This window comes from Mycobacterium sp. (assembly GCF_035697385.1).
GTDB lineage: Bacteria > Actinomycetota > Actinomycetes > Mycobacteriales > Mycobacteriaceae > Mycobacterium.
The window spans coordinates 38214-44213 of sequence record NZ_DASSCY010000378.1 but is presented as its reverse complement, the minus strand read 5'-3'; the positions used below and the strand labels follow the sequence as shown (position 1 = coordinate 44213).

Here is a 6000-nt window from a genome sequence, read left to right as displayed (position 1 = left end):
CGACGTCGTCGAAGAACTCTTCACAGAAATCCGCGGTGCCGTCCACCTGCTTGATCCGGTTCATTGTGACGCCCGGACTGCGCATGGGCACCAGAAACATGGTGAGCCCATCGTGCTTCGGCACCTCCCAGTTGGTGCGCGCCAGACATAGGCCGTAGTCCGCGGCGAAGGCGTAGGTGCTCCAGGTTTTCGCACCGTTGAGCACCCACCGGTCACCACGGCGATCTGCGCGTGTGATCACCCCCGCCAGGTCGGAACCGCCACTCGGCTCCGACAACAGCTGCACCAGCACTTCGTCTCCGCGCAGCGCTGCCGAGATGTGGCTGCGCTTCTGCTCCTCACTACCCATGTCGAGCAGGGTTGCGCAGCAGATGGCGAAGCACGGGATGTTCAGGACGACCGGCATCTCATAGCCGGCAGATTCGGCGTCGAACGCCTTCTTGAACTCGTAATCGAGACCCAATCCCCCGTATTCGCGGGGGAAACAGATGCCGGCAAATCCCCCTTCATACAGGCGACGCTGAAGTTCGCGAGCCCGCTGCCACGCGGCGTCTGTATCGCGCTTGAGAGGGAAGCTCGTGCCGAGCCGCGCCATGTTCTCGGCAAGCCAGCGCCTGGCTCTCTGACGAAACTCGGCGACGGACCCGGTGATCATTGGTACGTGCACATCTGCCTGTGCGTTTTGATCAGCGCCGCGTTCGGCCATCCCTAAGACCTCCCGGCGTCGCGGCTCCATGGCCAGCTGGGCGACTGTACAGCCCATGCTGGGCGACTGTACAACCAAAACTGGGCGACTGTACAGCCAACTACCGTCACGGGCAGATAGCTGGGCATACAATCGGTGCGCAGCCGACGCCTGAGAGGGGTGGACGCGTGACGGGTATCGCGGAATGACCGGCATATCCGGGTCGACGCCGCGCAGAGTGGGCGCCGAAGAGTCTCACAATCGCACGGCGCTACTCGACGCCGCTCAGGAGCTGATGCTCGAGGAGGGCTATGCCGCCGTGACGACGCGTCGCGTCGCGGCGAAGGCAGGTCTCAAACCTCAGCTCGTGCACTATTACTTCGAATCAATGGACCAGCTCCTGCTAGATCTCGTTCGCCGCACTACTGCCCGCAGTCGAGAGACGCTCGCGAGGGTGCTGACATCACCGAATCCTGTTCGCCGGCTGTGGGAGTGGAGCAGCGACACTGAGGCCACCGCACTGCAGATCGAGATGATGGCGCTTGCCAACCACCGCAAGGCCATCCGCGCCGAGCTCGCCGATGGCGCCAAACGTCTCAGGCGCATGCAGGTGGACGCTTTGTCGGACGTGCTCGAGCGACTCGGAATCGTCAACGATGTCGTGCGGCCGGACGCGTTGATGGCGGTGATCGGCAGCGTCGGCCGCATGCTCGTGATGGAAAAGTCGCTCGGGGTGACGACGGGCCACCGAAACATCCGCGCACTTGTCGAGCACTACCTTCGTCAGTTCGAATCCCAGTTCGAAGGTTCGTCCGACTCTCCCGCCTGATCGCCGCGGCTCACATCGAACACACTATAACCATCCCCCGAACCAAATTTTTGTCCCGCAACTCTTGATTAATCGATTTCCAGGTCATACGTTCAGTCGGAGTCCAGCGCGAGGCCGCCGCCCCGCGCCACACATCGACGGAGGTCACATGGCCGGAAGGCTCGACGGCAAGGTCGCTTTCATCACCGGTGCCGCTCGTGGGCAAGGTCGCGCTCACGCGATTGCGATGGCCAAGGAAGGCGCCGACATCATTGCCGTCGACATCTGCCGACAGATCGAATCGAACCCCTACCCGCTCGCGACGCCCGACGATCTCGCCGAGACCGAACGGTCGGTCAAGGAGCTCGGCCGCCGGGTCGTCGCGAAGATCGCCGACGTACGGGAACGCCAGGAGCTGCGCGAAGCGGTCGAAGCGGGGCTGGCCGACCTGGGCAGGATCGACATTGTCGTCGCCAACGCCGGGATCCTTCCGATGGCAATGGGCAAGCCTGACCCCATGCAGTTCGTCGACGCATCGGACGTCGACCTGCTCGGGGTGATGAACACCGTCGCGGTCACCATGCCGCATCTGCCCGACGGCTCATCGATTATCGTCACGGGTTCGACCGCCGGCATGATCCGCGGCACCACCGACAACCCCAACATGGGTCCCGGCGGCGCGGGTTACGGGTGGAGCAAGCGCATCGTGATGGAGTACGTCGAGGAGATGTGCCTGCACCTGGCCCCGCGGATGATCCGGGTCAACGCCATCCACCCGACCAACTGCAACACCCACTTGCTGCAGAACGACGGCATGTACAGCATGTTCCGACCCGACCTCACCGCCGAGGGCAAGAAAGCCACGCGCGAGGACGCCGAACCACTTTTCACCATCTTTCAGGCCATGCCCATCCCGTATGTGGAACCGGAGGACATGGCTAATCTAGGCGTCTTCCTGGCCAGCGACGAGAGCCGCTACATCACGGGCCAGCAGATCCGCGTCGACGGCGGCTCGCTGCTCAAATGGCCCAACGGTCCAGGGGGTTAGCGGCGAGAACTGCGACGGTCGTGAATGGTCGCACAGGAGGAGATCTTCGGACCGGTGCTGACGGTCAACACCTTTCAGGACGAACAGGAAGCCGTGGCTCTGGCCAACGGGACCGACTACGCGCTGCTCGCCGCTCTGTGGACGCGGGATCTGTCGCGTGCACACCGGCTGGCCGCTGACGTCGTCGCCGGGCAGGTGTACGTGAATATCTACGGCGCAGGCGGCGGCGTCGAGCTCCCCTTCGGCGGTTTCAAGAAGTCGGGGTACGGCCGTGAAAAGGGCTACGAGGCACTCGACGCGGTGACGGCCACCAAGACCGTCGTGGTCCACCTGTGAGCGCGCTGGACATCGGCTTCGTCGGCCTGGGAAACATGGGCGCTCCGATCGCAACGCGACTCGTCGCGGCGGGACACCGCGTGGTCGTCTTCGACGTCGCGCCCACCGCGGTCGACAAACTGGTCCATCGGGGCGCTTCGCCTGCGGCGTCGGTGCGCGAGCTGGCCGATCAGGTCGACACGGTGATGGCGAGCCTGCCGACACCGCCGGTGTCGATGCACGTCGCTGCCGAAGTGGCCCAGGGAGGACGTGCACGCAGATTCGTCGACCTGTCGACGGTGGGAAGCCAAGCCGCGCAACACAACCATGCGCTGCTCGCGGAACGTAATATCGCGGCGCTCGACAGCCCGGTCAGCGGCGGCGTTCGGGGTGCTGAGGCAGGCGCGCTGTCGGTGATGGTGTCCGGACCACGCGCAGAGTTCGACGCGCTCGCACCGGCTTTCGAAGCGATCGGCCACGCGATCTTCGTGTCCGAGCTACCCGGCGCCGCCCAGACGATGAAGCTCGTCAACAACCTGATGGCGGCCACCGCGCTGGCGGCCACCGCTGAGGTGATGGTCATGGGGGTCAAGGCAGGACTCGACGCCCAGGTCATGATCGATGTGCTCAACGCCGGGTCCGGCGCCACAGACGCCAGCCGGAACAAATTCCCGAAAGCAGTGCTCCCCCGCACCTTCGACTATGGGTTCGCCACCGGCTTGATGACGAAGGACGTCCGGCTGTTCCTCGAAGAGGCCGAGGCCCTGGGGTTATCGGTCGAATTGGCTCAAGCCGTCGCGCGAGTCTGGGAGAAGACGCTGCGCGAAGAGGGCCCGGAATCCGATTTCACGTCGATCGTCAAGCCGATGGAAAGCTCGGCAGGGGTGATCGTGGGAGAGGAGCGCCGATGAACACAGAAGTTACGCAAGGTGATTCACGTCCCACCGCGTTGCATGTGGTGGACGGCATCGACCTGACGGGAAAGACTTGTGTGATCACCGGTGCCTCGTCGGGTCTGGGTCGGGAGTCGGCGCGGGCGCTGGCGAGCGCCAGAGCGCACGTCGTACTCGCTGCGCGCAACCTCGATGCGCTCGCCGGCGTGCGCGACCGGATCAATGCGGAGGTGCCCGATGCACAAACATCGATTGTGGACTTAGACCTCACGTCACTCACTGCCATCAGGGACGCGGCCGCGAAAGTCGCCGACGTCGCGCCGACAATCCACGTCCTGATGAACAACGCGGGCGTGATGTTCACACCGTTCAGCCGCACCGAGGACGGGTTCGAAATTCAGTTCGGCACCAACCATCTCGGCCACTTCGAACTGACCAAATTGCTCCGACGTCAACTCGAGGCCGCCCGGGGAGCCCGCGTCGTCAACCTGTCGTCGGACGGGCATCACCTCGGTGACATCGACCTGCAGGATCCGAACTGGCAGCGGCGTGAGTACGACAAGTTCTCCGCATACGGCGCGGCCAAGACGGCTAACGTGCTGCACGCCGTCGAACTCGACCGCCGCCTCCGCGACAAGGGCGTCCGCGCTTACGCGGTACACCCCGGCATGGTCGCCACCAAACTCACTCGGCACATGTCACGTGAGGATGTGGTCGCCGTGGGCGAACGGGCCGACACTCGCGCCGTCGATGTCGTCACCGCCGAGCACGGCGCGGCCACCCAGGTGTGGGCAGCCGTGAGCCCAGAACTAGCTGACCAGGGCGGCGTTTACCTCGCCGACTGTGAAGTGCGCTCAGACGTCGCCCCGTACGCGGTCGACAGGGACCGGGCCGGCGAACTGTGGGCACTCTCCGAGTCCCTCTGCGCCAGTAGGGACGACGCGATCTAGCCGGTCGAGACCGGCAGACGCGCCCACCCCCGAACGCTCGCGGTGTGTGCACGCGCTGCGTTGCTGTAGTCGACCTCCCAGTCGGGAAAGCGGTTCAGGACTTCCTCGAGCGCCACTCGGGCCTCCATGCGAGCCAGCGCGGCACCCAAGCAGAAGTGGAGCCCGTGACCGAAACTCAAATGCCTTGGGTTGCGATGGATGTCGAAACGATCGGCATCCGTGTACTGGGTTTCGTCACGGTTCGCCGAGCCATTCAGCAACAGCATCACGGAGCCCTCCGGCACCTTCGTGCCGTAGTACTCCGCGTCGCGCGCCATATGACGTGCCTGCACCGGCGACGGCGCCTCGTAACGGAGAACTTCCTCGACGGCTCCAGGGATCAGAGAATGGTCGGCGACGAGCTCTCGCCGTTGGTCGGGATGGTCGGACAACAGTTGGCCGATGAAACCGATGAGTCGGGTGGTGGTTTCGTTCCCCGCGCCCGCGATGGTGCTGATGTAGGTGAGCACCTCGGTTCGCGACAGCCGGCGTCGGGTGCCGTCCAATTCCTCCACCTCTGCGTTGAGAAGATCGGTCATCAAGTCGTCGGATGGATGTTCGGCGCGCCACTCCACGTACTCGGCGAACAGGGCGATGGTGTTGGCGAACATATTCGGGTCGACCTCGCCGGGCCGCCCCTCGGAGAGGGTGATCGTACTGTCGGCGTGGTCGCGAATCGCCTCTTGGTCCTGCTCGGGGATGCCGAGCAGATATCCGATCGTGCGCATCGGCATCAGGGCGCCGATGTGTGCGATGAAGTCGAATTCACCCGAACCGATCAGTGGATCGAGTGCGCGCGAACAGAACTCGCGTGCCAGCGGTTCGATCGCCGCCATTCGTCTTGGGCTGAACACCTGCGACAACAGCTTGCGGTGCAGATCGTGAATCGGAGGGTCCTCGAACAGGATGATGCCCGGTGGCACCTCCACACCCGAGAACAGAATGTCGAGTGTCGTACCGCGCCCCGACCGGTAGGTGTCCCAGTTGCTGAGCTCGCGGGAGACATCCGAATAGCGGCTCAAGGCATAGACATTGATTTTCTCGTTGTAATACAGCGGCGCCTCGGCACGGAGACGCTTCCACACCGGATACGGATTGTCGTCGATCTCGAAGTCGTAAGGGTCGTAGTACAGGCCGGTCGCCGATGCGTCGCTTGCCACATCCCCGCTCGCGGACGGAACATTCATTTCCCACCTCGTCGATGAATCCCAGTGCCAGCCAGGGCGGGCGACCGTTGGCCCCAAGACTAGACATGCGTATAG

At 64.1% G+C, this 6000-nt stretch carries 7 protein-coding genes; 5 read left to right on the top strand and 2 right to left on the bottom strand.

The annotated features are described in order from the left end of the window. On the bottom strand, window positions 1-655 hold a 655-nt coding region (locus VFH65_RS31450; protein WP_353327350.1), incomplete at its 3' end, for an acyl-CoA dehydrogenase family protein. 235 nt (window positions 656-890) lie between these two features. Between VFH65_RS31450 and VFH65_RS31445 the strand changes: the two genes are divergently transcribed. The 5 genes from VFH65_RS31445 to VFH65_RS31425 all read left to right on the top strand — a co-directional run bounded on the left by VFH65_RS31445 (window position 891) and on the right by VFH65_RS31425 (window position 4699). Further along, the gene (locus VFH65_RS31445) at window positions 891-1514 is read left to right on the top strand and encodes a TetR/AcrR family transcriptional regulator (RefSeq protein WP_353327343.1); all 624 of its coding nucleotides are present in this window, start codon (window positions 891-893) and stop codon (window positions 1512-1514) included. A gap of 148 nt (window positions 1515-1662) precedes the next feature. Continuing rightward, window positions 1663-2541, top strand: a complete 879-nt coding sequence (locus tag VFH65_RS31440) for a mycofactocin-coupled SDR family oxidoreductase (RefSeq protein ID WP_353327342.1) — start codon at window positions 1663-1665, stop codon at window positions 2539-2541. Window positions 2542-2565: 24 nt separating this feature from the next. Next, window positions 2566-2877 carry an aldehyde dehydrogenase family protein gene (locus VFH65_RS31435; protein ID WP_353327341.1) on the top strand — a complete coding sequence of 104 codons (312 nt, stop codon included), beginning with the start codon at window positions 2566-2568 and terminating at the stop codon, window positions 2875-2877. Window positions 2878-2882: 5 nt separating this feature from the next. Further along, window positions 2883-3767, top strand: a complete 885-nt coding sequence (locus VFH65_RS31430; RefSeq protein ID WP_353327348.1) for an NAD(P)-dependent oxidoreductase — start codon at window positions 2883-2885, stop codon at window positions 3765-3767. Further along, a complete protein-coding gene (locus VFH65_RS31425; RefSeq protein WP_353327339.1) occupies window positions 3764-4699 on the top strand; it encodes an SDR family NAD(P)-dependent oxidoreductase in 936 nt (311 codons plus the stop codon). Before VFH65_RS31430 ends, VFH65_RS31425 begins: the two co-directional genes overlap by 4 nt. Here the strand turns inward: VFH65_RS31425 and VFH65_RS31420 are convergent. Next, complete coding sequence (locus VFH65_RS31420) at window positions 4696-5925, bottom strand: cytochrome P450 (protein WP_353327337.1); 1230 nt, start codon at window positions 5923-5925, stop codon at window positions 4696-4698. The two genes, VFH65_RS31425 and VFH65_RS31420, sit on opposite strands and share 4 nt — an antisense overlap. Window positions 5926-6000: the final 75 nt, after the last annotated feature.

What these genes read in the sequence shown, in the direction of transcription:
- VFH65_RS31425 (WP_353327339.1), top strand. Translation starts at nt 3,764, where the DNA reads ATGAACACAGAAGTTACGCAAGGTGATTCACGTCCCACCGCGTTGCAT.
- VFH65_RS31445 (WP_353327343.1), top strand. Translation starts at nt 891, where the DNA reads ATGACCGGCATATCCGGGTCGACGCCGCGCAGAGTGGGCGCCGAAGAG.
- VFH65_RS31420 (WP_353327337.1), bottom strand. Translation starts at nt 5,925, where the DNA reads ATGAATGTTCCGTCCGCGAGCGGGGATGTGGCAAGCGACGCATCGGCG.
- VFH65_RS31435 (WP_353327341.1), top strand. Translation starts at nt 2,566, where the DNA reads ATGGTCGCACAGGAGGAGATCTTCGGACCGGTGCTGACGGTCAACACC.
- VFH65_RS31440 (WP_353327342.1), top strand. Translation starts at nt 1,663, where the DNA reads ATGGCCGGAAGGCTCGACGGCAAGGTCGCTTTCATCACCGGTGCCGCT.